This window comes from Kribbella sp. CA-253562 (assembly GCF_050942265.1).
Lineage (GTDB): Bacteria > Actinomycetota > Actinomycetes > Propionibacteriales > Kribbellaceae > Kribbella.
Genome location: NZ_CP192049.1, coordinates 1,963,060 through 1,986,763 on the forward strand (window position 1 = coordinate 1,963,060; position 23,704 = coordinate 1,986,763).

Annotated in this window: 25 protein-coding genes; 12 read left to right on the forward strand and 13 right to left on the reverse strand. The window is 69.4% G+C overall.

Going from position 1 to position 23,704, the window contains the following annotated elements; all coding sequences use genetic code 11:
- The first annotated feature begins 26 nt into the window (after positions 1-26).
- Genes ACQPXM_RS09555 through ACQPXM_RS09570 form a run of 4 tightly spaced genes read left to right on the forward strand, consistent with a single transcriptional unit; the run spans position 27 to position 5,317 of the window.
- Entirely contained in the window at positions 27-2,153 is a 2,127-nt protein-coding gene (locus ACQPXM_RS09555; RefSeq protein WP_432946929.1) for an alpha-galactosidase, read from the forward strand.
- 14 nt (positions 2,154-2,167) lie between these two features.
- Positions 2,168-3,076 (forward strand): carbohydrate ABC transporter permease, encoded by a 909-nt coding sequence (locus tag ACQPXM_RS09560; RefSeq protein ID WP_432946931.1) that lies wholly within the window; start codon positions 2,168-2,170, stop codon positions 3,074-3,076.
- Positions 3,073-3,954 carry a carbohydrate ABC transporter permease gene (locus tag ACQPXM_RS09565; RefSeq protein ID WP_432946933.1) on the forward strand — a complete coding sequence of 294 codons (882 nt, stop codon included), beginning with the start codon at positions 3,073-3,075 and terminating at the stop codon, positions 3,952-3,954. The genes ACQPXM_RS09560 and ACQPXM_RS09565 overlap by 4 nt, the downstream gene beginning before the upstream one ends.
- A 7-nt stretch (positions 3,955-3,961) precedes the next feature.
- On the forward strand, positions 3,962-5,317 hold the full coding sequence (locus ACQPXM_RS09570; RefSeq protein ID WP_432946935.1) for an ABC transporter substrate-binding protein: 1,356 nt from the start codon (positions 3,962-3,964) through the stop codon (positions 5,315-5,317).
- Positions 5,318-5,357: 40 nt separating this feature from the next.
- On the opposite strand, the gene ACQPXM_RS09575 is transcribed toward ACQPXM_RS09570, so the two are convergent.
- The 3 genes from ACQPXM_RS09575 to ACQPXM_RS09585 are packed head-to-tail and all read right to left on the reverse strand — an operon-like array spanning position 5,358 to position 7,731.
- Positions 5,358-6,128, reverse strand: a complete 771-nt coding sequence (locus ACQPXM_RS09575; RefSeq protein ID WP_432946937.1) for an ABC transporter permease — start codon at positions 6,126-6,128, stop codon at positions 5,358-5,360.
- Positions 6,125-6,916, reverse strand: a complete 792-nt coding sequence (locus ACQPXM_RS09580) for an ABC transporter permease (protein WP_432946939.1) — start codon at positions 6,914-6,916, stop codon at positions 6,125-6,127. Before ACQPXM_RS09580 ends, ACQPXM_RS09575 begins: the two co-directional genes overlap by 4 nt.
- A complete protein-coding gene (locus tag ACQPXM_RS09585) occupies positions 6,913-7,731 on the reverse strand; it encodes an ABC transporter ATP-binding protein (RefSeq protein WP_432946941.1) in 819 nt (272 codons plus the stop codon). Before ACQPXM_RS09585 ends, ACQPXM_RS09580 begins: the two co-directional genes overlap by 4 nt.
- 336 nt (positions 7,732-8,067) lie before the next feature.
- On the opposite strand from ACQPXM_RS09585, the gene ACQPXM_RS09590 reads away from it, so the two are divergent.
- The 4 genes from ACQPXM_RS09590 to ACQPXM_RS09605 all read left to right on the forward strand — a co-directional run bounded on the left by ACQPXM_RS09590 (position 8,068) and on the right by ACQPXM_RS09605 (position 10,956).
- Positions 8,068-8,583 carry a DUF1707 SHOCT-like domain-containing protein gene (locus ACQPXM_RS09590; RefSeq protein WP_432946943.1) on the forward strand — a complete coding sequence of 172 codons (516 nt, stop codon included), beginning with the start codon at positions 8,068-8,070 and terminating at the stop codon, positions 8,581-8,583.
- Entirely contained in the window at positions 8,580-8,990 is a 411-nt protein-coding gene (locus ACQPXM_RS09595; protein ID WP_432946945.1) for a hypothetical protein, read from the forward strand. The genes ACQPXM_RS09590 and ACQPXM_RS09595 overlap by 4 nt, the downstream gene beginning before the upstream one ends.
- A 16-nt stretch (positions 8,991-9,006) precedes the next feature.
- Complete coding sequence (locus tag ACQPXM_RS09600) at positions 9,007-10,440, forward strand: multicopper oxidase family protein (protein ID WP_432946947.1); 1,434 nt, start codon at positions 9,007-9,009, stop codon at positions 10,438-10,440.
- A 69-nt stretch (positions 10,441-10,509) separates the two neighbouring features.
- A complete protein-coding gene (locus ACQPXM_RS09605) occupies positions 10,510-10,956 on the forward strand; it encodes a hypothetical protein (RefSeq protein WP_432946949.1) in 447 nt (148 codons plus the stop codon).
- A 48-nt stretch (positions 10,957-11,004) separates the two neighbouring features.
- On the opposite strand, the gene ACQPXM_RS09610 is transcribed toward ACQPXM_RS09605, so the two are convergent.
- Positions 11,005-11,229: a hypothetical protein gene (locus ACQPXM_RS09610; RefSeq protein ID WP_432946951.1), complete on the reverse strand. Its 225-nt coding sequence runs from the start codon at positions 11,227-11,229 to the stop codon at positions 11,005-11,007.
- Positions 11,230-11,318: 89 nt separating this feature from the next.
- The gene (locus tag ACQPXM_RS09615) at positions 11,319-12,416 is read right to left on the reverse strand and encodes a sulfite oxidase (protein WP_432946953.1); all 1,098 of its coding nucleotides are present in this window, start codon (positions 12,414-12,416) and stop codon (positions 11,319-11,321) included.
- Between the two features lie 82 nt (positions 12,417-12,498).
- Here ACQPXM_RS09615 and ACQPXM_RS09620 point away from each other — a divergent pair, with 82 nt between their 5' ends.
- A complete protein-coding gene (locus ACQPXM_RS09620; protein WP_432946955.1) occupies positions 12,499-13,323 on the forward strand; it encodes an aminoglycoside adenylyltransferase domain-containing protein in 825 nt (274 codons plus the stop codon).
- 16 nt (positions 13,324-13,339) lie between these two features.
- Here ACQPXM_RS09620 and ACQPXM_RS09625 read toward each other — a convergent pair whose 3' ends face one another.
- From ACQPXM_RS09625 to ACQPXM_RS09650, 6 genes are all read right to left on the reverse strand, one after another.
- Positions 13,340-13,948: a response regulator transcription factor gene (locus ACQPXM_RS09625; RefSeq protein WP_432946957.1), complete on the reverse strand. Its 609-nt coding sequence runs from the start codon at positions 13,946-13,948 to the stop codon at positions 13,340-13,342.
- Positions 13,945-15,078 carry a sensor histidine kinase gene (locus tag ACQPXM_RS09630; protein WP_432946959.1) on the reverse strand — a complete coding sequence of 378 codons (1,134 nt, stop codon included), beginning with the start codon at positions 15,076-15,078 and terminating at the stop codon, positions 13,945-13,947. Before ACQPXM_RS09630 ends, ACQPXM_RS09625 begins: the two co-directional genes overlap by 4 nt.
- 24 nt (positions 15,079-15,102) lie before the next feature.
- Positions 15,103-15,837, reverse strand: a complete 735-nt coding sequence (locus tag ACQPXM_RS09635; protein ID WP_432946961.1) for an ABC transporter permease — start codon at positions 15,835-15,837, stop codon at positions 15,103-15,105.
- Positions 15,834-16,733, reverse strand: coding sequence for an ABC transporter ATP-binding protein (locus ACQPXM_RS09640; protein ID WP_432946963.1), 900 nt, complete (start codon positions 16,731-16,733; stop codon positions 15,834-15,836). Before ACQPXM_RS09640 ends, ACQPXM_RS09635 begins: the two co-directional genes overlap by 4 nt.
- A gap of 69 nt (positions 16,734-16,802) precedes the next feature.
- Positions 16,803-17,651: an EamA family transporter gene (locus ACQPXM_RS09645; protein WP_432950974.1), complete on the reverse strand. Its 849-nt coding sequence runs from the start codon at positions 17,649-17,651 to the stop codon at positions 16,803-16,805.
- A gap of 165 nt (positions 17,652-17,816) precedes the next feature.
- Complete coding sequence (locus tag ACQPXM_RS09650) at positions 17,817-18,437, reverse strand: TetR/AcrR family transcriptional regulator (protein ID WP_432950976.1); 621 nt, start codon at positions 18,435-18,437, stop codon at positions 17,817-17,819.
- Between the two features lie 74 nt (positions 18,438-18,511).
- Between ACQPXM_RS09650 and ACQPXM_RS09655 the strand changes: the two genes are divergently transcribed.
- The 3 genes from ACQPXM_RS09655 (at position 18,512) to ACQPXM_RS09665 (ending at position 21,557) form a co-directional block, all read left to right on the forward strand.
- Positions 18,512-19,963, forward strand: a complete 1,452-nt coding sequence (locus ACQPXM_RS09655; RefSeq protein ID WP_432946965.1) for a flavin-containing monooxygenase — start codon at positions 18,512-18,514, stop codon at positions 19,961-19,963.
- Between the two features lie 71 nt (positions 19,964-20,034).
- On the forward strand, positions 20,035-21,339 hold the full coding sequence (locus ACQPXM_RS09660) for a hypothetical protein (RefSeq protein WP_432946967.1): 1,305 nt from the start codon (positions 20,035-20,037) through the stop codon (positions 21,337-21,339).
- On the forward strand, positions 21,336-21,557 hold the full coding sequence (locus tag ACQPXM_RS09665; RefSeq protein ID WP_432946969.1) for a hypothetical protein: 222 nt from the start codon (positions 21,336-21,338) through the stop codon (positions 21,555-21,557). The genes ACQPXM_RS09660 and ACQPXM_RS09665 overlap by 4 nt, the downstream gene beginning before the upstream one ends.
- Positions 21,558-21,589: 32 nt before the next feature.
- Here the strand turns inward: ACQPXM_RS09665 and ACQPXM_RS09670 are convergent, their stop codons facing one another.
- Positions 21,590-23,101, reverse strand: coding sequence for a fibronectin type III domain-containing protein (locus tag ACQPXM_RS09670; protein ID WP_432946971.1), 1,512 nt, complete (start codon positions 23,099-23,101; stop codon positions 21,590-21,592).
- A 55-nt stretch (positions 23,102-23,156) separates the two neighbouring features.
- A complete protein-coding gene (locus ACQPXM_RS09675) occupies positions 23,157-23,648 on the reverse strand; it encodes a nucleoside deaminase (RefSeq protein ID WP_432946972.1) in 492 nt (163 codons plus the stop codon).
- Between the last annotated feature and the right edge of the window lie 56 nt (positions 23,649-23,704).

Consider the following 23,704-nt stretch of genomic DNA (forward strand, 5'->3'; position numbering starts at 1 on the left):
CAATCAGAAAGCAGAGTGAATCAACAGTGTCGAACATCAAGGTGCTGCAGCTGCGCTCCGCGGGCGTCAGCCTCGTGCTGGACTGCTCAGGTCCGGCCCTTCCGTCCGTTCTGCACTGGGGTGCGGATCTCGGTGAGCTGAGTGAAACCGCGCTGGTTGATCTCAGGCGCGGAGCCGGTGCGGTGCAGTCCGGCAACGGCCTCGACGAGAACCTCCCGGTCGCGATCGTGCCGGAGTACTCCGCGGGCTGGTTCGGCCTGCCGGGCCTCAACGGGCACCGCGACGGCCAGGACTTCTCCGGGTCGTTCCAGCTGCAGAGCGCCGACCAGGACGGCAACACCGTGACCGTCCGGGCCGCCGATCCGGTCGCGCACCTCGAGCTCGCGCTGACCATCGAGCTGACCGACTCCGGCTTGGTCAAGGCCAAGGCCGATCTGACCAACACCGGCGGTACGCCGTACACGGTGGACGGTCTGGTTCTCGCGCTGCCGGTCCCGACCGAGGCGACCGAGCTGCTCGACATGACCGGCCGGCACATCGGTGAGCGGCACCCGCAGCGGCACGCGTTCACCCAAGGCGCGCACGTCCGCGACAACCGCCGCGGCCGCACCGGCGCCGACGCGACGCTGCTGCTGATCGCCGGCACGCGCGGATTCGGGTTCCGCGACGGTGAGGTCTGGGGTGTGCACACCGCCTGGAGCGGCAACCACCGTTCGTACGCCGAGCGCGGCATGAGCGGGTACGCCGTGATCGGCGGCGGCGAGCTCCTGCTCCCGGGCGAAGGCCGGCTGGAGCCGCAGGGCAGCTACAGCACCCCCTGGATCTACGGCTCGTACGGCGTGGGCCTGGACCAGCTGTCGAGCCGCTTCCACGACTACCTGCGGGCCCGCCCGACGCATCCGGCCAGCGACCGGCCGGTCGTGCTGAACACGTGGGAAGCGGTCTACTTCGACCTCGATCTGGACAAGCTGAAGGCGCTCGCCGACGCGGCCGCCGAGGTCGGTGCCGAGCGGTTCGTGCTCGACGACGGCTGGTTCCGCGGCCGCCGCGACGACCACGCCGGGCTCGGCGACTGGTACGTCGACGAGGGCATCTGGCCGAAGGGCCTGCACCCGCTGGTCGACCACGTCACCGGTCTCGGCTTGCAGTTCGGTCTGTGGGTCGAGCCCGAGATGGTCAACCCCGACTCCGACCTGGCCCGCGAGCACCCCGAGTGGATCCTTGCCACCGGCAACCGGATGCCGCCGACCGCGCGGCACCAGCAGGGCCTGAACCTGGGCATTCCGGCGGCGTACGACTACATTCTCGAGCGGCTCGACTCACTGCTGAACGAGTACGACATCTCCTACCTCAAGTGGGACCACAACCGCGACTTCGTTGACGGCGGCAACCAGCTGACCGGGACCGCGGGCATTCACGAGCAGACCCTGGCGCTGTACCGGCTGCTGGACGAGCTGAAGCGCCGGCACCCCGGTCTCGAGATCGAGTCCTGCTCGTCCGGCGGCGCGCGGGTCGACCTCGGTGTGCTGGAGCGCACCGACCGGGTCTGGGGCAGCGACAGCAACGACGCGCTGGAGCGGCAGAAGATCCAGCGCTACACCCAGCTGCTGCTCCCGCCGGAGCTGATCGGCTGCCACGTCGGCCCGCCGAAGGCACACACCACCGGCCGGACCCAGACCCTGGGCTTCCGGGCCGCGACCGCGCTGTTCGGGCACTTCGGGATCGAGTGGGACATCAGCGCGGCGTCCGCGGACGAGCGCGCCGAGCTGGCAGGCTGGGTCGCCCTGCACAAGGAACTCCGGCCGTTGCTGCACACCGGCCGGGTGGTCCGGGCCGACCGTGGCTCGGAGGACTTCCTGCTGCACGGCGTCGTCGCGCGGGACGGATCCCGCGCGGTCTACAGCGCCGTCCAGTTGACCCAGTCGATCACCTCCGACGTGGGCCGGGTCCGGCTGCCCGGTCTCGACCCGGCCCGGACGTACCGGGTCAGCAAGACCAAGACCCCTGGTGCGGAGCCGCGGCACGCGGCCGCCTGGTGGGTCGACGGCGGCCAGGTCGAGCTGAACGGCGCCGCCCTCGCCGCTGTCGGGGTGCACATCCCGGCCCAGTGGCCCGAGAACGCGATCCTGCTGGACGTGCAGGCCATCGACTGAGGAGGAGATCGGCTGTGACCGTGACGACGAGCGCGCCACCGAGGCGACGACCACGAAGGTACGGTGACCTGAAGGTCGCGATGATCTTCCTGGCGCCGGCCACCCTCGGGTTCGTGGTGTTCTACATCTGGCCGACCCTGCGGGGTGCCTATCTGAGCTTCACCGAGTACAGCTTGCTGCAGCCACCGCAGTTCACCGGGCTGCAGAACTACGAGCGCATGGTGCAGGACAGCTTCTTCTGGAACGCTCTCGTCGTCACGGTCGAGTACGTCGTGATCAACATCGGCCTGCAGACCGTGCTGGCCGTCTTGATCGCGATGCTGATGTACCGGCTGACCAAGTCGATCACGGTCCGCGCGGTGATCCTGCTGCCGTACCTGATCGCGAACGTCGTGGTCGCGCTGGTCTGGTACTGGATGCTGGACTTCCAGGTCGGCATCGTGAACCAGGGCCTGGAACTGATCGGGATCGACCCGGTCGCCTTCTTCGGCGACTCGCACTGGGCCATCCCGACCGTGGCCGGCATCAACATCTGGCGGCACATGGGTTACACCGCACTGCTGGTGTTCGCCGGCCTGCAGATGATTCCGTCGTACGTGTACGAGGCGGCCGAGGTGGACGGCTCGAGCGAGATGCAGACGTTCTGGCGGATCACGCTGCCGCTGCTGCGGCCGGTCCTGGTGATGGTCCTGGTGGTCACCATGATCGGTTCGTTCCAGGTCTTCGACACGATCGCGGTGACCACCCAGGGCGGACCGATCAACGCCACCCGGGTGATCTACTTCTACATCTACGAACGCGCCTTCACCCGCTTCGACTTCGGCTACGCCTCGGCGATGGCGATGGTGCTGTTCGTCATCCTGGCGATCGTCTCGCTGCTGCAGCTGCGGCTGCTCCGCGCCAAGGAGAGTGACCTGGCATGAGGAAGTCGCTCACTCCGGGCCGGGTGGTCGCCTGGGCCCTGCTGATCGTGCTGATGGTGCTCACCCTGTTCCCGTTCTACTGGATGCTGCGGACGGCGTTCTCCGACAACACCCAGCTGGCCGGGCACCCGAACTCGCTGCTGCCGGTGGAGACCACGCTCGGCGCGTTCAAGCGCGTGCTCGGACTGTCCACCGTCGAGGAGGCCCAGGCCCAGGGTGGATCCGGTGCCGCGGTCAACTTCTGGCTGTACCTGCGCAACTCGGTGATCGTGTCCACCGTGACCACGCTCTGCCAGGTGTTCTTCAGCGCGATGGCCGCCTACGCGTTCGCCCGGCTGCGCTGGCCCGGCCGGGACAAGGTGTTCGCGGTGTTCCTGGCCGCGCTGATGGTGCCGCCGATCTTCACCACGCTGCCGAACTTCGTGCTGATCAAGAACCTCGGCCTGCTGAACAGCTTCGCCGGCATCATCCTGCCGGGCGCGCTGATGACGCCGTTCGCGATCTTCTTCCTGCGCCAGTTCTTCCTCGGCATCAGCCGGGAGCTGGAGGAGGCGGCGATGATCGACGGCGCCGGGCACCGCCGGATCTTCTTCCGCATCGTGATCCCGATGAGCGCGGCGCCGATCGCGACGCTGGCGATCCTGACCTACATCAACTCCTGGAACGACTACTTCTGGCCGTTGCTGGTCGGGCAGCAGGAGAATGTCCGGGTGCTCACCGTCGCGCTGGGCGTGTTCCGGTCGCAGACGCCGCAGGGCGGTCCGGACTGGGCCGGGCTGATGGCGGCGGCGCTGATCGCGGCGCTGCCGATGATCATCCTGTTCCTGGCCTTCGCCAAGCGGATCACCAACTCCATCGGTTTCTCCGGGATCAAGTGAGGGTCGGATGAACATTTCACGACGCACGTTGCTCAAGGGGACGCTGGCCGGACTGGCCGCCTCGGCGGTGGCCGGCTGCAACAACGGGGCCGCCTCGCGCGGCTCCGGCGAGGTCATCTACTGGCTGTGGGACTCCGCCCAGCTGCCGATGTACACCGAGTGCGCGAAGGTGTTCCAGCAGGAGAACCCGCAGTACAGCGTGAAGATCGAGCAGTACGGCTGGAACGACTACTGGAACAAGCTGGTCACCGGCTTCATCTCCGGTACGGCGCCCGACGTGTTCACTTCGCACTCGGCCAAGTACCCGCTGTTCGCCGACAAGGGCCAGGTGCTGGCGCTGGACGAGTTCGTCGAGCGCGACGGGGTCGACCTGTCGATCTACCAGAAGGGCCTGGCCGATCGCTGGATCGGTGCCGACGGCAAGCGGTACGGCCTGCCGAAGGACTTCGACACCGAGGTCTACTTCTACAACAGCGCGCTCACCGAGGCGGCCGGGATCAGCACCGAGCAGCTCAACTCGATGACCTGGAACCCCCAGGACGGCGGCACGTTCGAGCAGATCGTCGCGCGGCTGACCGTCGACGCGAAGGGCCGGCGCGGCGACCAGCCGGGCTTCGACAAGGACAACGTCAAGGTCTACGGGCTCGGCTACGGCGACGCGGGCGGCGCCGACGGCCAGACCAGCTGGAGCTGGTACGCCGCGTCGAACGGCTGGAAGTACTCCGAGGGCGAGCCGTGGGGGACCAAGTTCTTCTACGACGACCCGAAGTTCACCGAGACGATCGCCTGGTGGCGCGGGCTGATCACCAAGGGGTACATGCCGACGTACGCGCAGGCCAAGTCCGGGGTCGACGTGACCACGTCGTTCGGGGCCGGCAAGTACGCGATCACCCCGAACGGGTCCTGGATGCTCGAGACGTACGCCGGGCTGAAGCAGGTGAAGACCAAGCTGGCCCGCCTTCCGCAGGGGCCGATCGGCAAGCGGGTGTCGATGATGAACGGGCTGGCGGACACGATCTGGGCCGACACCACCCGGCGGGACGCGGCGTGGGCGTGGGTCAAGTTCCTCGGCTCGAAGACCGCGCAGGACATCGTCGCCAAGGCCGGGGTGGTGTTCCCGGCGGTGACCGCCTCGCTCCCGCTGGCCAAGGCGGCGTTCGAGGCGGACGGCTGGGACATCACGCCGTTCCTGGAGCCGGTCGCGGCCGGTGACGTCTTCCCGTTCCCGGCGAACCCGAACGCGGCCGACGTCACCGCGGTGATGGTGCCGGCGATGGACGCGGTGATGTCGTTCGAGAAGGAGCCGTCGTCGCTGGCCGAGGCCAACGACGACGTCAACCAGATCCTGTCCGCAGCGTCCTGAGGGCTAGCTGAAACGGCGTACCAGTTGCTGGTACGCCGTTTCAGCTGCTCGCGCTGCTGTATCTCCGGCTGGCGAGCTGCCAGTGCAGTTTGGTCAGCAGCACCCCGGCGGCAAGGGCAGGGATGGCGAGCAGGAGTGGTGAGGCGTCGCCGGTCAGCGTCTCGACCGGCACCGCTGCCACCAGGCCGGCCGGCACGAGCGTCATCAGGACGAGCCTCGCCGCGCCGGTGAAGTAGCTGATCGGGTACTTGCCGGCCTCCCGGAGCTGCGACGCGATCTCGTTGACCGGATCGGCGCTCTCGAACCAGAACGCCGAGTAGGCGAGGTTGGCCCAGAGCAGGCTGAACCCGGCGAAGCCGATCGCGGCCCACGCGGCCGCCTGGAGGACCAGGCCCAGGCCGGGCCTGACGTCGGCCACGTGCAGGCCGACGGCGACCATCGCGGCGCCGGACAGCACCCGGCCGAGCTCGGCAGGCTCCATCCAGCGCAGCGTCGCGAACAGCTGGGCGTCGACCGGCCGGATCAGGATCAGGTCGAGGTCGCCCTGGCGGACGTAGGCGTGCATCTTGGCCAGGTTCGGCCGGACGAAGCAGTCCATCAGACCGGTGGAGATGCCGAAGATGCCGACCACGACGACGGCCAGGGGACCGGTCCAGTCGGTGCCGCCGGCGCCGGTCAGAATCAGCACCGGTACGACGCCGAGGACGAGGTCGCCGATCGACGAGAACGCGTTGATCGCGGTCTGGCTGCGGAACTGCAGGTCCCGGCGGATCGCCTGCTTCAGGCAGGCCCAGAACAACCGGGGCGTCATGCTCCGGCTCCTTGGTAGTCGCGCAGGCCGCGGCGCCAGACCAGGACAGCGCCGCCGACCAGGACGACGAACCAGCCGGCCTGGTAGGCGTAGTCGATCGCGCGCGTCGTACCGAGCAGCACTTCGAGCGGGAACGACACCAGGAACCGGAACGGCTGGACGGCGAGGAAGGGCTGGAAGACAGCCGGGAAGAGCGCGAGCGGGACGAGTCCTCCGGACAGCAGCCTGGCGAGCAGGTACCGCAGGCGGTCGATCGCGGCGATGTCCTCCATCCAGAACGCGAGGGAGCCGATCACGATGTCGAGGGCGAACGTCATCGCGGCGGCCATGATCAGGGCCGGGAGGAAGAGCAGCCAACGCTGTGGCTGGCCGGGCAGGCGGAGGTCGTCGCGGAAGATCAGGCCGAGAACGACGACCGGCGGAGCGAGCAGGCCGAGCTTGAGGAACTTCTCTGCAGAGTTGTTGGCTAGGTAGGACAGGTGGGTCGAGCAGGGACGGACCAGCCAGGAGTTGAGGCCTCCGAGCCGGATCGAGGCAGCGAGGAAGCCTGACGTCCAGCTCGAGGTGACCATCGCGACGACGCTGACCAGGACCAGGTAGCTCGTCAGGTACGTCGTGGAGACGGGCGGGTCGGCGCCTTGGTCGACGGCGCCGTGCCAGACCAGCAGTGCGATGGCCGGCGGCAGCACGTTCGCGACCTGCAGCAGGAAGAGCCACCAGCGGTGGTTCATCATCATCCGGACTTCTTGCACAGTCAGGATCCGGAGCAGCCGCAGCTGCCGGGTCACGAGCGGCGGCCCTGGAACATGGCGGCCAGGACCTGGTCCAGATCCGCGTCGGCGTGCTGGCCGCTGCGCTGCCTCACCTCCTGGAGATTGCCGTCGAAACCGATCACGCCGTGGTCGATCAGCGCGATCCTCTGGCACAGCGCGGCGACGTCGCTCATGTCGTGGCTGGTGAGCACGATCGTTGTCCCGTGATCCCGGTTCAGCTCCGCCAGGAAGTTGCGCAGGGCAAGCTTCGCGACGACGTCCAGCCCGACGGTCGGCTCGTCGGCGAACAGCAGGTCCGGTCCGTGCAGGAGCGCGAGGACCAGCTCGCAGCGCATCCGCTGACCGAGTGAGAGCTTGCGGACCGGGATGTTGATCAGGTGGGCGACGTCGAGGCGTTCGGTCAGCTCGGCGACACTCGCGCCGAAGACCTGCCGGGGGATCGCGTACATCTCCCGGTGGATCAGCAACGAGTCGTACGTCGAGACGTCCCACCACAACATCGACTTCTGACCGAAGACGACTGAGATCCGGCTGAGGAAGTCGAACGACCTCTTGTGCGGCTGGTGGCCGAGCACCTCCAGCTCGCCGCCGGTCGGGCGGAGCAGCCCGCAGAGCATCTTGATCGTGGTGGTCTTGCCGGCGCCGTTCGGGCCGAGCAGGCCGATCACCTGGCCCTTCGGCACGGTCAGGGTGAGGGCGTCCACCGCCGTGCGCTCCCGGCGTACGGGCTTGAAGAGGCCTTTGACGGCGCCTTTGAGGCCGGGTGCCTGCTCGGAGTACTTGTAGACCTTGGTGAGGTGTGTCGCGCGGATCGCGTCGTCACTGCGCATGCTGCGCCTCCAGGGGCCGGCCCACGCAGACTGGGGAGCCGGGGTCGATGGAGCGAGCCGGAGTCTGCCGGCAGTCGGGCCCACATGACGGCGGGCGACCGCGGACGAGTTTAGCCGGGGTGCTCCGGAGGCGCTCGCGGTTTTCGCGGCCGGTGAGGGGACGACCCTGAGTGGGCCCTGAGTCGGCGTACGCCGTGGGGAGTACGCCGGACTACTTCGGGCGGCGCAGGATGCTCCTCCCGGGGTAGCGCAGGTGTCGCCGCCGAGCCGACGCGGTGCGGGGGTGTTCGGCGACACGATCGGTGACGTCAGGAAACGGCGAAACCGAGGAGTGTCATGAACGAGCAGAGACCGGGCGAGAACGTCCGGATCGGGGACCGGGAGCGCGAGGCCGCGGTCAAGCGGCTGGGCGAGCACTACGAGGCGGGGCGGCTGAGCTCGGAGGAGCACGCCGAGCGGATCGACGCGGCGCTGCAGGCGAAGACCGCTGGTGAGTTGGCGGCGTTGTTCGCGGACCTTCCGGGCGGTGAGCGGGTCGCGGACGGGCCGGCTGAGGCGTGGGCCGGGCCGTTCGGGTGGACACGGCCGCCGTGGACGTCCGCCGAGACGGAATCGGAAGGGCCGGGAGCGAATCGGCCGGGAGCGCGGCGGGGCGGTGAGCGGCCGGGTTGGGCGGCTCGTGGTCCGTTCGCGCGGGTTCCGTTGCCGTTGCTGATCGCGTTGGCGGGCCTTGCGGTGCTGGCGTCGATCGGGTGTGTGGTGGGCGGCGGGCATCCGCCGGTGCTGCCGCTGCTGCTGATCGTCGCCGGTGTGGTGCTCTGGAAGAAGCGTCACGAGGAGCGTCGGGCATGAGGACGGCGTACCGGGCGCTCGCATCGGCGATCGCGATCGCGGTGGTGCTCCAGGTCGCCGCGATCGCGCTGGCCGGGTTCACCACCGCGGCCGACGCCGAGGACGGCGTCACGATCGGCGCCGACTACACGAACTTCGGCCAGAGCTACCACAGCATCGCGGGTACGGCGATCGGGCTGGTCGCGCTGATCTTCCTGATCGTGTCGTTCCTGACCGACGTACCGCGCGGGCGGATGCTGGCGGGAATCGTGGTCGGGCTGGTGGTCGTGCAGTTCCTGCTGGCGGTGGTGTCGTTCGGGATCCCGGCGCTGGGCATCCTGCACGGGATCAACGGGCTCGCGATCGCGGGCGTCGCCGGTGCGGCGTCGCGGCGAGCCGTGACTCCACAGGTGGCGACCAGTGGCTGAGGGCAACAAACACCCGGTGCGGAACAGGTTGATCGCCCTCGGGGTCGCGCTGGCGGTGCTCGTGCCGCTGGCCTATCTCTGGGCGACCAGCCTGGTGCCGTCGACGTACTCGGCGACGGACATGGGGTTCGCCGACTACGGCGGCGGACCGTCGTCGGGGGAGCATCAACACCACGGTGGCGCCAGTGTCGTGGACCTCACCGGTCCACGCACCGGCGCGGCGGACGTCGTCCTGACACTGACCGCGCGGAAGCAGAAGTTCACCTTGGCGAGCGGGGAGTCGGTCGACGGCTTCACGCTCAACGGGTCGTCGCCGGGGCCGCTGATCCGCGCGACCGTCGGTGACCTGGTCGAGGTCACGCTCGTCAACGAGTCGGTGTCCGGCGGCGCGACGCTGCACTGGCACGGGATCGACGTACCGAACGCGGAGGACGGCGTCGCCGGCGTCACCCAGGACGCCGTACCGGTGGGTGGCAAGCATGTGTACCGCTTCCGCGCGGACCAGGCCGGGAGCTACTGGTACCACTCCCACCAGGTGTCCAGCGAGCAGGTCCGCGACGGTCTGTTCGGCACGATCGTGATCGCGGACCGTACGCCTGTGCGTGATCTGGTCGCCGCGATCCACACGTACGACGACCGCCGGACGATCAACGGGCGCACCGGATCGTCGCGCTTCGACGTCGCGGCTGGTACGAGGCTGCGCGTGCGGGTGGTCAACACGGACAACGCTCTGGTCCGCACCGGTCTGGTCGGCGCGGCGTTCACGGTCGTCGCGGTCGACGGTCGGGAGCTGCGCGGGCCGACGCCCACGACGGACGCCTTTCCGTTGGCCGCGGGCGCGCGGGTCGATCTGGACGTCACCGTCCCGGCGGCCGGCGTACGGCTCGAGGCGGGCGGTACCGCTTTGGCGCTTGCTCCGCCTGGCGTCACTCCTCCTGCCGATCCCTTGCCTGCGGCAACCGTCGATCTTCTCAGCTACGGCGCCTCCGCCGATCTCGGCCTCGACGTGGCGAATCCTGACCGCACCTTCGAGTACCGTATCGGCCGTCGCCCCGGGTTTCTCGACGGCGTCCCCGGCCTGTGGTGGACGATCAACGGCCACAAGTTCCCCGACGTCCCGATGTTCATGGTGGCCAAGGGCGACGTGGTGAAGATGACCATCTCCAACACCAGCGGCCAGTCCCATCCCATGCACCTGCACGGCCATCACGCCGTCGTCCTGTCCCGCAACGGCGTGAAGTCCACCGGCACCCCGTGGTGGGTCGACACCCTCGAGGTCGGCGACAAGGAGTCCTACGAGATCGCGTTCCTGGCCGACAACCCCGGCGTGTGGATGGACCACTGCCACAACCTGCCGCACGCGTCGCAAGGTCTGATGACGCACCTGATGTACGAGGGCGTCAGTACGCCGTACGTGATCGGCGGAGACGCAGCCAACGAGCCCGAGTAACCGCATCAATCGGATACCGACCCCACGGCCCGACCTGCGCACCCGCTCCCGGTGCGGTATCCCTGAAAGATGACCTGGCCGACCACCCTCCGCACCACCGCAGCCACCGCTGCCCTCCTGGCCGGCCTGGTCATCACCCCCATCGCCCTGTCCCGCCTGGACGACAACCAGCGTATGGTCGAGACCCAGCCCATCCGAGAGGTCGAGGTCGTCGCCGTCCACAGTCCCCGAACCATCTACGCCTCGATGCCCACCGTCATCGTCCGCCACCCCGACACTTCCGTCCCCACGGCCGTCCAAGGCGCCGAAAAGCTCGTCACCCTGCCCGCTCCCGGGTCTTACGTCCCCGTAGTAATCGACCCCAACGACCGCACCAACCTCCTCCTGACGACAGCCGACTGGTCCCCCACCTGGCTCGACTACACCGCCACAACCGCCGCCACGGCCCTCCCGTCGCTGACCCTCGCCGCACTGTTCTCCGGCACCTTCACCCACCGCCGCAAACCGGTCGAGTAGAACTGCCCGATGACCTGGCCGATCGCGGTAGAGGCGACTCGGATGTGGTTACGCGGATTCGAACATCGACTCGTGGCTGATCCGGCTGCACTGAGCCAGGCGGAGCGCCGCGATGCGGGCGCAGGCGGCGTCGATGGCGGCTTTCTGGGATTCGTACTGGCCGTACCAGAAGGGGTCTTCTGGTTGGGGGTCTTCCGGGTCGTCGATGTCGGCGTACCACGTGGTGCCGGTGCGGAAGATCCTGGCGTGGAGGTGCAGGTCTGTCCCGTTCATCGCGCTTGTCTCCTGGAGTGAGAGTCGTGCGTTGCCCACTTCCGATGATGGGACGGGAAGTGGGCGGCGCCAGGAGCGACACGCGGGTTTTACTGGACCAGGACGAGGAGGCGTTGGGCGGTGTTGTTGGCGAAGCCGCCTCGGTTCCAGGGGGCTTCGACCGGCTGGGAGCGGCCGGACTTGTCGTGGGCCCGGACGGTGAGGACGTGTTCGCCTGGAGTGGCCTTCCAGACATAGGAGAAGGAGCGCCAGGAGAGGTCTTCGTTGTCGGAGGCATCCAACGTGGCGTCTTGCCACGTTGCGCCTGCGTTGGTGCTGATCTCGACGCGGTCCACGGGGGCCCAGCCGGACCACGCTCGGCCTTGGAGGGTGACCTCGCCGGCTGGGACGAAGCGGTGGCGGGACATGAAGTCGGGGTGGCCTGGTGGGATCAGCAGGGCTCTGGGCTCGATGCGGGTGACGGCGGTGCCGGGCTCGTCGGGTTCGGTGCGGATGCGGTAGGCGACGGCGTTCTGGTAGCCGGTGAACTCGTGGTCGATGAGTTCGATCGAGCGGAGCCACTTGACGCTGGCCATGCCGTACCAGCCGGGCACGATCAGGCGGAGCGGATAGCCGTGCTGGGGTGGGAGAGGCAGACCGTTCATCTCCCAAGCGACCAAGGCGTCGGCCTCCAGAGCTTCGGCCAGCGACAGGCCGCGTTGGTAGTCCTGTTCGATGCCGCGTTCGACCCCGTGGTCGGCACCGGTGAAGACGACGTCGACGGCGTCCTCGCGGACACCGGCCGCGGCGAGCAGCGCGGTCAGCGGTACGCCGGTCCACTCGGCGGTGCCGACGGCCTCCATCAGCCAGGGCTGGCTGATCGGGCGCGGGTGGAGGTTCGCGCGGCCGTTGCCGGCGCATTCCAGCGTGACGCGCACGGTCTGGCGGCCCATCGCGCGCAGCTCGGTCAGGCCGAAATCAATCGGTTGCTCGACGCAACCGCCGACGGTGAGGCGCCAGTCGAAGGCGTTGGTCAGCGGGATGTCGTAGTGCACCAGCACGTAGTGCAGCCCGGGCGGCGTCAAGTCGTAGCGCAGCGCCTCCAGCGGGATGCCGTGGTTGCGGGCGGCGAGCTGGAGCTCGTCGGTGGTGATGCCTTCGCCGGTGTCAGCCAGGCGAGACTTGGTGCTGAACTGTTCGACCGTCATCGCGGATTCCCTTCCCCTGGGGGCCAGCCTATGCCGGGCGGCGGTGGGCAAGGCAAGACTGGGTCGCCGCTACGGTCAGGGCATGGCGTACGACGTACCGCATCCTCCCGACCGCGCCCAGTCGTGGGCCGACTGCGATCCGGACCTCAGCCGGTACGTCGAGCAGGCGCTCGCGGCCACCGGGCTGGAACCGACCGGGGTCTACGTGCACGGCTCGCTCGCGATGGGGTGCTTCTACCGGGCCAAGAGCGATGTCGATCTGCTGGTCGTCGTGCGGGAAACCCTGAGTCCGGCGCAGCGCGAACGAGTGGCACGCGCCCTCGCGGAGCGGGCGGCGACGCGGCCCATGCTGGGGGACCTGGAGCTGTCGGTGCTGACCGAGCGGCAGGCGGCGGAGGGCACGCGGGAGTACGAGGTGCACTACTCGGCGTACTGGACCGACCGGATTCTGGCCGGCCAGGTGGACTACGCGGCGACGAACCGGGATCCGGATCTGGCGGCGCACGTCAGCGTCGTACAGCGGCGCGGGGTGGCGGTGAGTGGGCGCCCGGCGGGGGAGGTGTTCGCGGAGGTACCGCACGAGGAGTATCTGCGGGCGATCGAGGCGGACCTTCGCGAGGTGGACCTGGTGGCTGAGCCGTACTACGGGGTGCTCAACGCGTGCCGGGTGGTGATGGTGCGGGAATGCGGTGCGGTGGTGAGCAAGGAGGAGGGCGGGGAGTGGGGACTCAGGAGCCTGACCGAGCAGCACAGGGCCGTGGTTCAGCAGGCGCTGAGGTGTTACCGGAGTGCTCGGCCGGTCCGGCCGGAGGAGCGGGGGACCGACGGGCACGCGTGGGATGTCGGGGCGCTCCAGGCATTCCGGCAGCATGTGCTCGAAAGCAGAGGTGAAGCCGGCCGGGCGTGACCCCGGCGTACCTGAGTCAGAGCCAACCGTTGTCGACGGCGATGCGCGCGGCTTCGGCCCGGGTGCGGGCGCCGGTTTTGCCGATCGCCGCGGACAGGTGGTTGCGGACCGTGCCCTCGGACAGATGAAGCTCGCGGGCGATGTCCGCGACCGTCCCGCCCGAGCGAGCCGCGCGCAGGACGTCGGTCTCGCGGGCGGTCAGCGGGCTGGTGCCGGCGACCAGGGTCTCGGCGGCCAGCGACGGGTCGACGACGCGCAGGCCCTGGTGAACTCGGCGTACGGCGTCGGCCAACTGCGTGGCCGGGGTGTCCTTGACGACGAAGCCCGCGGCACCGGCCTCCATCGCGCGGCGCAGATAGCCAGGCCGCCCGAACGTGGTGACCATCAGGATCCGCACACCCGGTACGGCGGTACGCAGCGCGGCGGCGGCCTCGATCCCGTCCAGCCCGGGCATCTCCACGTCGAGCAGCGCGACGTCCGGCGTGCTCTGCCGCGCGGCCGCGACGACCTCGTCACCGCGGCCGACCTCGGCGACGACGTCGAGATCGGGTTCCAGGTCGAGCAGCGCCGCGAGGGCGCCGCGGACCAGCGCCTGGTCGTCGGCGATCAGCAGTCGGATGCTCACGGGCCCACTCTGACAGCCAGCCGGAATCCTCCGCCGGGCGCCTGGCCGACCGCGAGGCTGCCGCCCGCCTGGTCGGCTCGTTCCCGGAGCCCGATCAGTCCGTGGCCGCCGGGCGAAGGAGCCGGGCCGCGGCCGTCGTCCAGCACCTCGATCTCGGTCGCGGTGAGGCGGATGGTGCAGCGCCGGGCGCCCGAGTGCCGTACGACGTTCGTCACGCCTTCGCGGACCACCCAGGCGAAGAGTTCGCGATAGGACTCCGGGACGGCGTCGACAGTGGTCGGGAGATCGGCGCGGATCCCGGCCGCGTCGAGCGCGGAGCGGGCGGAGACGAGCTCGCCCGCGAGGCTCAGCTCGCGATAGCCGGCGACGGCGGCGCGGACGTCGGCGAGGGCGGCGCGCGCCAGTTGTTCGACCTCGGCGACCTCGGCCGCGGCTCGGGAGGGGTTCGCGGCGATCAGGCGGCCGGCCAGTTCGGCCTTGACGGTGATCACGGTCAGGGAGTGACCGAGGATGTCGTGCAGGTCGCGGGCGAACCGGTTGCGCTCCTCCTGGACGGCCAGTTCGGCGAAGTCCTGGCGGGCGATGGACAGTTCGATGCTGCGCTGGATCGCCCGCCGCATCCCGAACACGGCCAGCGCGGCGAGGAAGATCGCGAGGCCGTAGCTGCTGTCGTCGTGCCAGCCGGGAACGAGCCGCATCGACAGCTCCGCGCCGCCGAGCAGGACCAGGATCACGGGAATCGACACCCGGAGATCCAGCGACACCATCGCGATCGCCGTGATGTAGACGAGCGTCGTCAACGTGGTCTGCCCGGCGGCCGGCAGCATCAGCGCGGCCAGCAGGAGCAGCAGGATCAGGTAGCCGATTCGCTGCCACACCGGCATACCGCCGGCGTTCAGTCCGACCTGCCGGATCCAGACGAAAAACACCATGTAGCCGGCCGCGAAGAGCGCCAGCGCCGCGACCCCGACCACGCGGGCCATGCCGTCGCTGTGCTGGACCATCTCCTGCAGCGGACTGGCCAAATAGAACAGCCAGATCGCGGCCGCCAGCCAGCCCCACCGACTCGGCCGGCGTCCGGGCCGGTTTCTGTCGGCCAGGGCGTCGACCAGCGTCGGCTTGTTCTTCACGGTCGTCACGGTAACGCTCTGGGTTCAGGCCCGGGCGGTGTCCGCGCGGAACCGGCGCAGCCCGATCGCGCCCAGCACCACGGTCCAGATCAGCACGATCAGCAAGGCGTGCATGTCCAGTCCGCTCTCCGACAGCGCGCTGCGCGAACTCAGCCCGGTCCAGTACGCCGGGGTCAGCTGCGCGATGGTTTTCATCGCGTGCGGCATCTGCTCGATCGGCAGCCACAGCCCGCCGAAGGCCGCGATCAGCATCGTGGTCAGACCGGTGATCGGCTGCACGCTGTCCGGCTTGGCGACGTACCCGATCACCAGACCGAGTCCGGCGAACGGCAGCGCACCGAGCCACGACACCAGCACGACCGAGATCCACTGCCCGGCGCTGAGGTGGACGTGGCCGACGATCATCCCGGCCAGGAACACCACGACCAGCGGCGGGATCGCCAGCAGCAACGACAAGACGACCTTGGTCGCCACGTACGCCTGGGGCTTGAGCGGGGTCAGGCGAAGAGTCCGGTTCCAGCCACCGTCGCGTTCCATCGCGATCACGCCGCCGCTGCTCATCGCGGCGTTCATCGAGCCGAACATCGCCATGCTGACCATCACGTACGCGATCGCCGAGATCCCGCCCTCGGAGTCGGTCGCGTGCAGCGTCGAACCGAAGATCAGGAACAGCACCAGCGGCATCAGCACCGCGAAGATCAGCACCCGCCGGTTGCGCAGGGTGCGCAAGATGTCGAACCGCAGATAGTCGAGGTTCATGCCACGCTCTCCTGCTCGGCGCCGATGGCGAGGACCGCGTCCTCGAGGTCGGCGGAGGTGATCTCGATGTCGTGGGCGGAGGTGTTGGTCAGCAGGTGGCGCAGGGTGCTGTCGGAGTCCGCGCACTGCAGCAGCACCACGTCGCCGCGGGTTTCGACATTCCGTACGCCGGGCAGCGCCGCCAGCGCGGCCAAGTCCGCGCCGGGCACGGTCGCCCGGATGGTCCGGCCGGACACGCTCGCCTTGATCTGCGCCGCGGTGCCGTCGGCAACGATCCGGCCGGCCCGCATCAACACGATCCGGTCGGCGTACGCGTCGGCCTCCTCCAGGTAGTGGGTCGCGAACAGCACGGTCCGGCCGCGCGCGGTCTCGGCGTGCATCGAGGCCCAGAAGTCCCGGCGGGACTCGACGTCCATCCCGGTGGTCGGTTCGTCCAGCACGATCAGGTCGGGCTGGGCGACGATCGCCATCGCGAACCGGACCCGCTGCTTCTGTCCGCCGGACAGCGCCTTCAGCTTGCGGTCGGCGAGATCCGCGATGCCGGCCCGCTGCAGCGCGTCGGCGACCGGCAGTGGATCCTTGTGCAGCCCCGCGACCAGGTCGAGCAGTTCGCGGACCTTCGCGTCCTCGATGATGCCGCCGCTCTGCAGCATCACGCCGACCTGGCCGGCCGCGATCGCCTCGACGGGAGACCTGCCGTAGAGCTGGACGCTGCCCTGGTCGGGTTTGACCAGTCCGAGCAGGATTTCCAGCGTGGTCGACTTCCCTGCGCCGTTCGGGCCGAGCAGCGCGACCACTTCGCCCGACCGGATCGTGAGGTCCACCCCGGCCACGGCTTGCACTTCGCCGTACCTCCTGGTCACGCCGCTGAGGGTGACCGCAGTTGTTGTCGTCATACCGAGAATGCTCCGGCGCGGAGCGGGTGCGGGCCTGGATCGGGCGTCACGAGGTGCCCATGACATCCGTCAGATGTCGGGCGCCTCGCTGCCTGACGTGCGGGTGATCGCGATCGAGGCGCCGACCACGCAGGCCATGCCGGCCAGCTGGACCGGCGTCAGCAACTGGTTGAGGATCAGGTAGCCCGCGGTGGCTCCGACGGCCGGCTCCAGGCTCATCAGGATGCCGAAGATGGCTGGGCGCATTCTGCGCAGGGCAAGGGTTTCGAGCGAATAGGGCAGGACGGACGAGAGCACCGCGATCGACAGGCCGACGAGCAGCGTGTGCCAGTGGAGAAGTTCGGAAGCCCCTGCGGTGGCGAAACCGATCGGCAGAGTCACGGCGGTGGCGACGACGATCGACAGGGCCAGGCCGTCGAGCTGGGCGAAGCGTCGTCCGGTTTCGGCGCTGAGCAGGATGTAGCAGGCCCAGAGAACTCCGGCCACGGCCGCGAAGGCGACCCCGAGCCAGTCCACCTTGGCGAGTTCGTGACCGTTCACCAGCACGACACCCACCGCGGCGGCCCCGGCGGCGATGAAGTCCCGGCGGCGGCGCGACATGATCGCGGCCAGGCCGAGCGGTCCGATGAACTCGATCGTGACGGCCACCCCGAGCGGCAGACGCTCCAGGGAGAAGTAGAAGGTCAGGTTCATCAGGCCCAGGACGATGCCGAAGGCAATCACCGCGAGCAGGTCGCGGCCGGATCGCTTGCGCAGGCTCGGCCGGGCGATCAGCAGCAGAATCGGTACGGCGAGCGCGAGCCGCAGCGACACGGTGCCCGCGGCCCCGATCCGGGCGATCAGCATCGAGGCCAGCGCGCCCCCGAACTGGACGGAGACGACGCCGCCCAGCACCATCGCCGTCGGCGGCACCCGCATTGTTCGCACAAGGGCGATCAGATCACGCCGGGGCGGATCTGCCGCGACGGATCCAGAGGGCGGACGTACAGCACTGACCAACCGACGCTCGACTGCGAATTCCGGGCCGCGTCAAGCGTGACCGGACGGCGACGCAGCGGGTTGATCAGTGGTGCACGTCCGGGGTCAGCCCTCGCGCAGACTGCGCAGCCCCTGCCAGAGCAGATCCTGCAGCGTCCGGGCGGTCTTTTCGGCGGACGGCGGGGAGTCGCTGCGGGTGCGCCAGATGGCGAGGCGCTCGGTGGCGCCGGAGATGGTCTGGGCGATCACCTGGATCTCCTGCTCGTCGACGGTCGCCGGGGCGTTGAGCCGGACCATCGTCGCGATCAGCTCGACGAAGTCGGCGCGGACCTCGTCGGCGGCCTGGGCGGCCGGTCCGGCCGCCAGCATGCCCTCGTCGACGATCACCGACCAGGCGCGCGGATGGTCGTCGAGGAACTGGAACCAGGCCACGAAGCCGGCGTACATCGCCTGCTCGGCGTCGGCCGCCGCGAGCACGGCCTCGGAGACGGCATCGAGCAACTGCGCGCGCAGGCGGGACAGGCAGGCGAGGAACAGGCCGTCCTTCGAGCCGTAGTACTGGTAGATCAGCGGTTTCGAGACGCCGACGTCGGCCGCGATCTCGTCCATCGACGTGCCCTGATAGCCGCGGTCGCCGAAGATCCGCTCGGCCGCGTCGAGGATCTCCCGCTCGCGCGCGGCCCGGTCGCGGCGGCGCTTCACCGGTCCGCCGTCCGTGGTGGTCATCACCTTGCCGAGCTTAACTGACTCGGAGTAACTTACTGGGAGTAAGTTCACCGGCGCAGCGTTGGAGGACGGGCATGAGCGAGCAGAACCACCGGATCGTGGTGATCGGCACCGGGTTCGCCGGCATCGGCATGGCGGTCCGGCTGAAGCAGTCCGGGTACGACGACTTCGTGGTGCTCGAGCGTGCCCAGGACGTCGGCGGCACCTGGCGCGACAACACGTATCCGGGCTGTCGCTGCGACGTGCCGTCGCACCTGTACTCGTTCTCGTTCGCGCCGAACCCGGAGTGGTCGAGCACGTTCTCACCGCAGCCCGAGATCGAGCAGTACCTGCGCCAGGTCACCGACGGGTTCGGGGTCCGCCCGCACATCCGCTTCGGGCACACGGTCCAGTCCGCGCACTGGGTCGACGGCCACTGGCTGATCCACACCGACCAGGGCGACTTCACGGCCGAGATCCTGCTGTCCGGGATGGGGCCGTTGGCCGAGCCGTCGTACCCGAAGCTGGCGGGGATCGAGTCGTTCGAGGGGGAGGTGTTCCACTCGGCCCAGTGGAACCACGAGCTCGGCCTGAGTGGCCGCAAGGTCGCGGTGATCGGGACGGGCGCGTCGGCGATCCAGTTCGTACCGGCGATCCAGCCCGAGGTCGAGGAGCTGCACCTGTTCCAGCGCACGCCGCCGTGGGTGATGCCGCGGCCGGACCGGAAGATCACCGCGGTCGAGAAGGCGGTCTACCGGCGCTTTCCGCTGGTGCAGAAGGCCGTCCGGGCCGGGATCTACTGGGGACGCGAGTCGATGGTGCTCGGCTTCGCGAAGCTGCCCGGGATCATGAAGCAGGCGCAGAAGGTGGCCGAGAAGCACCTTCAGCAGCAGATCCGCGATCCCGAACTGCGGGCCAAGCTGACGCCCGACTTCACGCTCGGCTGCAAGCGGGTACTGATCTCCGACGACTACTACCCGGCCGTCGCGCAGCCGAACGTCGAGGTGGTGACCGAGGGCATCACCGAGGTGACGCCGACCGGGATCGTCACCGACGACGGGGTGAAGCACGAGGTCGACACGATCATCTACGGCACGGGTTTCCGGGTCACCGACCTGCCGGTGATGGACATGCTGCACGGCCGCGACGGGCAGACTCTGCGCGAGGCCTGGGCCGAGGGGATGGAGGCGCACCTCGGGACGGCGGTCGCCGGCTTCCCGAACTTCTTCCTGCTGATCGGCCCGAACACCGGACTCGGGCACAGTTCGATGGTGTTCATGATCGAGTCGCAGATCGCCTACATCCTGGACGCGCTGAAGACGATGGACCGCGACGGACTGCGGCAGCTCGAGGTCCGGCCGGAGGTGCAGCGGGAGTTCGTCGACGGCGTGCGCTCGGCGATGCGCAACACGGTCTGGACGCGCGGGGGCTGCACGAGCTGGTACCTCGACGCGCAGGGTCGCAACACGACGCTCTGGCCGTCGTTCACCTTCCGGTTCCGGCAGCTGACCAGGCATTTCGATGCTGGGCAGTACCTGACGAGCTGACCCTCGCTATGTGACATTGATCGTGTTACATTCGATCGGTCGGATAGCTTCAGCCGAAGGGACGCGCTCGGATGATCCCGTTGCACGGCATCGGCGGGCGTGGGGATCTGCCGGTCCCGCTCTGGCTGGCGAGCTACTCGGCGGCCGCCGCGGTCGCGGTGTCGTTCTTCGCGCTGGCGGCGTTCTGGTCGAGGCCGCGGTTCGAGTCCTTCGGTGGCAGGCCGCTTCTCGTCCTCACGAGATGGGTCGACGCCCGGGTGGTGCGACTGGTTTTGAAGGCCTTGGGACTTGTCGCGTTGGCGCTGCTGCTCGCGGCCGCGTGGTTCGGGAGCGCATCCACGGCGTCGAATCCCGCGCCGACCTGGCTGTACGTCTGGATCTGGGTCGGGATCATTCCCGTCTCGGTCCTGTTCGGGCCGGTCTGGCGGCTGGCGAATCCGCTGCGCACGCTCGCGGCGCTGGTTCCGCGCCGGACCCCGCGACGACTTCCCGACGGCATCGCGTACTGGCCGGCGGTCGCCGGTCTCGCCGCGTTCCTCTGGCTCGAACTCGTCTACCCGAACGGATCGGATCCGCGCGTCGTCGCAGTGTCCGTCACGGCGTACGCCGTCGTGAACGTTGCCGCGGGCATCATCTACGGCCCGCGCTGGTTCGCAATCGGCGACAGCTTCGAGGTGTACGCCGAGGTGCTGGCGCGGCTGAGCCCGATCGGCCGCGGCGCCGACCGGCGGCTGGTGCTGCGCAATCCGCTGGCCGGGCTGGCGACGGTGCCGCAGCAGCCGGGTCTGGTCGGACTGCTCTGTTTGTTGCTGGGGTCAACGGCTTTCGACGGCTTCTCCCGGTGGTCGGTGTGGACGTCGGCGACCGGGCAACTCGGATTCGCCCAGCACCTCGTGGTTTCCACGCTCGGGCTGGTCGTCGCGGTCGCGGTGGTGACCGGGCTGTTCGTCGGGGCGGCGCGGGCGACCGGCGCCGCGCGGGTTCGGCCCGGTGCCGTTGGCAACGCAGGTCTGCCAGGAGCGTTCGTGCACTCGCTGGTCCCGATCGCGATCGGGTACGCCGTGGCGCACTACTTCTCGTTCGCGGTGTTCCAGGGGCAGGATGGTGTCCTGCTGGCGACCGATCCGTTCGGTCGCGGCTGGGATCTGCTCGGGATCGGGCCGGCCGGGATCGACTACGGCCTGCTGGGGACCGGGACGATCGCAGCGGTCCAGATCGGCGCGATCGTGCTCGGACACGTACTCGGGGTCGTGTCCGCGCACGATCGCGCGACCGGGCTGTTCCGCCGCCGGCAGTTGCGGCGGGCGCAGTACCCGATGCTCGCCGCGATGGTGGCCTTCACCGCCGGCGGGATCGCGCTGGTGTCGGCGTCATGACCGGGCTGCTGGTCGCGCTGCACCTGGGCGGAGTCCCGGAGACGGCGATGTTGCTCGGCCCGATCCTGCTGATCGTCGCTTTCGTCCGCATCGCCCGCCGCAAGGAGGCCGGCGCGAACGAGGACGACTGGGACCCGGACCTCGGCGACCTCGACCCGTCGGAGACCACCTCGGCCGACGCTCGGCCGAACAGCTCCACTACGTCACAGCGTCCTTGAAGTCGCGGTAGACGGTCAGCGGCGAAACCTGTTCAGCGCACCCTGATCGTGGCGGACGCGCCCTTCAGCCGGCTGCGGCCGTCGGTGACCTCGACGTGGTAGCCGGCCGTCTGGCCGCTCTTCACCCGCGTGTCGTTGAAGGTGGCAACGGTCGGCCGCACCCACGGGTAGGAGTTGCGGGTCCAGCTGCCGAGCTTCGTGCTGCCTCGGTAGAGCGTGTAGGTGAGCGTGATGTTGTCGCGGTCGACGACGGCGGGAAAGGCCACGGTCACCTTGGCGCGGGCCGGGCTGGTGACCTTGGGGGCCGCCGGGCGGGCCGGCTGGGCGCCGCCGGCGACGTTCGTGAAGCGGGTCAGGCCCTGTTGCGGCCGGCCGTTCACGGTGGTGAAGTCACCGCCGACCCACAGGTCGTTGCCACCGGAGGTGAACGCGAGCGGGCCGACCTCGGTGAGGCCGCCGACGTCGGTGCTCGGGAACCACGGGCCGAACTTGCCGTTCGCCGTGCTCTGCACCAGCAGCGTGCGCATGCCGCTGCCGTCGCCGAAGCTGCCGTCCTTGCGGCAGTCGTGCGCGTGCGACCCCTTGTAGAGCCAGCCGCCGATCGCCTTGATCGCCTCGGTCGCGCCCAGGCACTTGCTCTGCCAGACCAGCTTGCCGGTCGTGGTGTCGGCGGCCAGTACGCCGTCGTAGCAGCCGGTACCGCTGCCGGCGTTCGCCACGTAGACCCGGTTGCCCAGGGTGTCGATGTCCTTGACCCGGCTGACGCACGCCTCGGTCGGCGGCGGGATCGCGGCAGCCGCCGGCATCGCGGAGGCGCGACCGTTGGTGGTGTTCAGCATCGCGAGCGCGTAGTGGGCGCCGCCGCCGACGGTCTTGAACCCGCCGCCGACGAAGACCCGCTTGCCGTCGTCGGTCAGATCGATCGCGTGCACGTCGTCGTCGGCGTTCGGGTTCCACGACAGCAGGGCGCCGTTCAGCGTGACCGCGGCGAGCCGGTTGCGCGGCGTATCGGCGACGCGGCCGAAGGAGCCGCCGAGGTAGACGGTGTTGCCCGAGATCGCCAGGGCCGAGACCCGGTAGCTGGCCGACGGGTTCCAGCTGGTCAGCTGGCCGTTCGCCACGTTGAACATCGCGACGTGGCGGCGCGGTACGCCGTTCACGGTGGTGAAGTCGCCGCCGATCACGACCCACTTGCCGTCGGCGCTGGTGGCGATGGCCCAGACCGCGCCGTTCAGCGCCGGGGCCCAGCCGCTCGGGGCGCCGGTCTTGCGGTTGAAGGACGCGACGTACGGACGGATCGCCTCGCCCTCACCGACGGACTTGCCGGCCGGCCGGATCCGGGTGAACAGACCGCCGGCGTACACGACGTTGCCCGCGGTCGCCAGGGCGTTCACGCTGTCGTCGGTCTGCCACACCGGCCGGTCCACGGCCGACACGGCCGAGCCGAAACCCGGTGACGCGGCCTCGACCGGCGGTCCGGACGGGATCAGCGCGGCGGCGATCACGGCCGCGGCGGTCACCGTGGCCAGAACAAGCTTCTTCATGAACGTCCCTCAGAGCCCGCGATTCACTGGTTGTGACCCAACGCTAACTGTCCGTTCAGTCATTCGTCGAAACGGGGCGGTGGAAGCGGACGTGCAGCATCCGCACCTCGTCCGCCAGTTCGTCCACCGGGCCGTCGACGGTCGCACCCGGAACCACCTGCCGGATCGGCAGCGGACTGACCGGAGGCGCCGGTACACCGAGATCGGCCAGCCACCAGGACAGCTGCTCCGACGAACTCGCGTAGACGATCCGCCCGAGCCCGACCCACCCGTGCGCGGCGGCGCACATCGGGCAGTGTTCGCCTGAGGTGTAGACGGTGGCGGCGCGGCGTTCGGCCGGCGAGAGGTGAGTTGCCGACCAGCGGGCCAGGGCGAACTCCGGGTGCTGGGTGTGGTCGCCGCCGGCGACGTGGTTGTGATCCTCGCCCAGCACGGTCCCGTCGGCGCCGACCAGTACCGAGCCGAACGGCTCGTCCCCGGCCTCGAGCGCCTGGGCGGCGAGCTCCACGCAGCGCCGGAGGTGGATCAGGTCCTGCGGATCGATCATCGGTGAGCTCCTCGCGGGGGTTGACCTGGAGTGCGCTCCAGGTTGTTGGATCGCAG

What these genes read in the sequence shown, in the direction of transcription:
- ACQPXM_RS09565 (WP_432946933.1), top strand. Translation starts at nt 3,073, where the DNA reads ATGAGGAAGTCGCTCACTCCGGGCCGGGTGGTCGCCTGGGCCCTGCTG.
- ACQPXM_RS09570 (WP_432946935.1), top strand. Translation starts at nt 3,962, where the DNA reads ATGAACATTTCACGACGCACGTTGCTCAAGGGGACGCTGGCCGGACTG.
- ACQPXM_RS09575 (WP_432946937.1), bottom strand. Translation starts at nt 6,128, where the DNA reads ATGACGCCCCGGTTGTTCTGGGCCTGCCTGAAGCAGGCGATCCGCCGG.
- ACQPXM_RS09585 (WP_432946941.1), bottom strand. Translation starts at nt 7,731, where the DNA reads ATGCGCAGTGACGACGCGATCCGCGCGACACACCTCACCAAGGTCTAC.
- ACQPXM_RS09590 (WP_432946943.1), top strand. Translation starts at nt 8,068, where the DNA reads ATGAACGAGCAGAGACCGGGCGAGAACGTCCGGATCGGGGACCGGGAG.
- ACQPXM_RS09595 (WP_432946945.1), top strand. Translation starts at nt 8,580, where the DNA reads ATGAGGACGGCGTACCGGGCGCTCGCATCGGCGATCGCGATCGCGGTG.
- ACQPXM_RS09605 (WP_432946949.1), top strand. Translation starts at nt 10,510, where the DNA reads ATGACCTGGCCGACCACCCTCCGCACCACCGCAGCCACCGCTGCCCTC.
- ACQPXM_RS09610 (WP_432946951.1), bottom strand. Translation starts at nt 11,229, where the DNA reads ATGAACGGGACAGACCTGCACCTCCACGCCAGGATCTTCCGCACCGGC.
- ACQPXM_RS09615 (WP_432946953.1), bottom strand. Translation starts at nt 12,416, where the DNA reads ATGACGGTCGAACAGTTCAGCACCAAGTCTCGCCTGGCTGACACCGGC.
- ACQPXM_RS09620 (WP_432946955.1), top strand. Translation starts at nt 12,499, where the DNA reads ATGGCGTACGACGTACCGCATCCTCCCGACCGCGCCCAGTCGTGGGCC.
- ACQPXM_RS09635 (WP_432946961.1), bottom strand. Translation starts at nt 15,837, where the DNA reads ATGAACCTCGACTATCTGCGGTTCGACATCTTGCGCACCCTGCGCAAC.
- ACQPXM_RS09640 (WP_432946963.1), bottom strand. Translation starts at nt 16,733, where the DNA reads ATGACGACAACAACTGCGGTCACCCTCAGCGGCGTGACCAGGAGGTAC.
- ACQPXM_RS09645 (WP_432950974.1), bottom strand. Translation starts at nt 17,651, where the DNA reads ATGCGGGTGCCGCCGACGGCGATGGTGCTGGGCGGCGTCGTCTCCGTC.
- ACQPXM_RS09650 (WP_432950976.1), bottom strand. Translation starts at nt 18,437, where the DNA reads ATGACCACCACGGACGGCGGACCGGTGAAGCGCCGCCGCGACCGGGCC.
- ACQPXM_RS09655 (WP_432946965.1), top strand. Translation starts at nt 18,512, where the DNA reads ATGAGCGAGCAGAACCACCGGATCGTGGTGATCGGCACCGGGTTCGCC.
- ACQPXM_RS09660 (WP_432946967.1), top strand. Translation starts at nt 20,035, where the DNA reads ATGATCCCGTTGCACGGCATCGGCGGGCGTGGGGATCTGCCGGTCCCG.
- ACQPXM_RS09665 (WP_432946969.1), top strand. Translation starts at nt 21,336, where the DNA reads ATGACCGGGCTGCTGGTCGCGCTGCACCTGGGCGGAGTCCCGGAGACG.
- ACQPXM_RS09670 (WP_432946971.1), bottom strand. Translation starts at nt 23,101, where the DNA reads ATGAAGAAGCTTGTTCTGGCCACGGTGACCGCCGCGGCCGTGATCGCC.
- ACQPXM_RS09675 (WP_432946972.1), bottom strand. Translation starts at nt 23,648, where the DNA reads ATGATCGATCCGCAGGACCTGATCCACCTCCGGCGCTGCGTGGAGCTC.